Source organism: Streptomyces sp. NRRL S-920, from assembly GCF_000717945.1.
Taxonomy (GTDB): Bacteria; Actinomycetota; Actinomycetes; order Streptomycetales; family Streptomycetaceae; genus Streptomyces; species Streptomyces alboniger.
In genome coordinates this window covers 1-2,089 of record NZ_JODF01000137.1, presented here as the reverse complement: position 1 = coordinate 2,089, position 2,089 = coordinate 1, and the positions used below count along the sequence as shown (strand labels likewise).

Below are 2,089 nucleotides of genomic sequence, written 5' to 3'. Positions count from 1 at the left end.
GCTGGGGCTCGCGCCCAGCAAGCTCGTCGACATCGGCGTCCACACGATCATCCTCGACACCGTGGCGTACGCCGAACTGTGCGAGCGCTTCAACGGCGGTCGCTTCCTGCACCACGTGCCCGAAGTCGAGATGAAGAACGACGGCTCGGTGATGCGGACGGCCCACATCGTCGCCGCCGACGGGTGGGACGTCGACCTCCCGCTGTGGGCAGACGCCGCCCCGTGCGGCCCCTGCCACCCGGGCAGCGACTCGCACTGACCAGCGCTAGAGACGTGCCCCGGCCGACGCCGGCTGGGGCACGGCACTCGGCCGGGTGGGATTGACGGGAACCAGCCCGGCGCCGGGCCGCACTCGCCAAGATGGTGCGGATGACGACCACGGCAGACCTCTGGCACCACTACGGCCGCATCCGTGCCGAGCGCGACCGCGCCGTCCCTGATTCCTTTCACTGGATCTGGAGTCAGGACGGCGGCCCCGGCTGTGAAGTGCTGGGCGATCTCACGGGGCGAGTGATCGGCGACCTCGGCGCCGGAGCCGCCAGGCACGCCGCACATCTAGCCGTCCACCACGACTCCGCCGAGATCGTCGCCATCGACGCTTCCCCCGCGTCTACGACGTGCTGTACAGCGTGTTCGGAGCCGTCGACTTCACTGACCCGCGCGCACTGCTGCCGGCCGCTGCCGCTGCGCTGAAGCCGGGCGGGCGACTGGTCTTCTCCACCCTGGCCCACTACCTGAATGGCGCTTCTGCCCAGCCGGACCTGATGGCAGCCGAGATCCCTGCGAAAACCCCCGAGGGTGACACGGCCTCGCTGCGTCGCTGGGTCCTCCAGGAGCAAGTGTGGGTGAAGGCCCTTGACGAGGCCGGATTCACCGACGTCGCCGTGGAGATGCTTCCGGCAGGGTCCGACGAACCACAACCGGTGGACACGTTGCTGGTAATTGCTGACCGGCAGCGTTGAACTTGCCGCCTGCATCGAGCTGTCACACCATCGTCCACTGCGCCGTTCCCCTGGCTAGCGCGGTGGTCCTGCCAGTCGAGGGGAGCACCTGCCAACTGGCAGACGAGAAGTGGATCAGGGGGCCGTTCGTGACATTCCGTGTGACCGAGCGGGAGTTCGCATCCCTGCGGTCCCGGGCCGCAGCGGGGCGTCTCGGTGCGGCGAAGGCCGCGGGGGGCAAGGCGCGCAGGCGGCGCTCGACGGCGCCGCTCGGGCCGCCGTCGACTCCGGAGCCGCCTGATCTGAGCGTGGCCATCGCTGGCGTCCCGGGTGCGGGGCGGGTGTGGACGCTGCTCATGCCGTACGGGGATCTCCTGTCGAGCAACCAGAGGCTGCACCACATGGCGGACTACCGGCTCAAGAAGCGGCTGCGGCAGGAGGCGGCACTGACCGCGCGGGCCCGGCACCTGCCACGGCTGGACCGGGCCGCCGTGTACTACGTGCTGCACCCGCGGCCGATCAAGCGGAAGCGTGATCCAGGGAACTGGGCGCCGACTGCGAAGGCGTACGTGGACGGCCTGGTCGACGCCGGGCTCCTGCCCGACGACAACTCGGCCCACCTGCTCGGCCCGTACCCGGAGATGGGACCGCCCGTGACGACCGGCGGTGCACGGATTTCCCTGGTGATAGTCGAGGTCGCTGGACCGGGCCGCTGACTTGGGGTGACGCGACAGGTGTAACAAATTTTCGGCTGGCACGTACATAGACGCGGAGGCCCCGCTGAGGGGCCCTCGCGACGTGTACAACTCCAATACGAGGAGATGCCCCTCCGATGACTGCTGCAACGCTCGCCCCTGCCTACCCTGCCCCGAAGACGCTCCGGGAGCTGGACGGCTTGCTGGCGAACTCCAACGGCCCTAGCGCTCACATCATCGAGCTTCACCCCCAGTTGGCCAGCCGCGTGCTGCGCCGCAACACCAAGAACCGCAACGTGCGGGCCGCCACGGTCGAGGACTACGTGCGCGACATCCAGGCGAACACCTGGCCTCTCAACGGCGAAGCCATCAAGGTCGACGTGCAGGGCAACGTCCTCGATGGCCAGCACCGGCTTCACGCCGTGGTGAAGGCGAACGAGCCGGTCACCACCT

At 69.0% G+C, this 2,089-nt stretch carries 2 protein-coding genes and 2 pseudogenes; all 4 read left to right on the top strand.

Annotated elements, in window-relative coordinates; genetic code table 11:
- The coding region (locus tag IG54_RS0137195; protein ID WP_030795608.1) for a hypothetical protein at positions 1-259 on the top strand (259 nt) is incomplete at its 5' end.
- A gap of 110 nt (positions 260-369) precedes the next feature.
- Positions 370-962: pseudogene (locus IG54_RS38915) on the top strand (SAM-dependent methyltransferase).
- A 128-nt stretch (positions 963-1,090) separates the two neighbouring features.
- The gene (locus IG54_RS0137185) at positions 1,091-1,657 is read left to right on the top strand and encodes a hypothetical protein (RefSeq protein ID WP_158709018.1); all 567 of its coding nucleotides are present in this window, start codon (positions 1,091-1,093) and stop codon (positions 1,655-1,657) included.
- Between the two features lie 116 nt (positions 1,658-1,773).
- Positions 1,774-2,089 (top strand): annotated as a pseudogene (locus IG54_RS42395) (hypothetical protein); the annotation flags it as partial.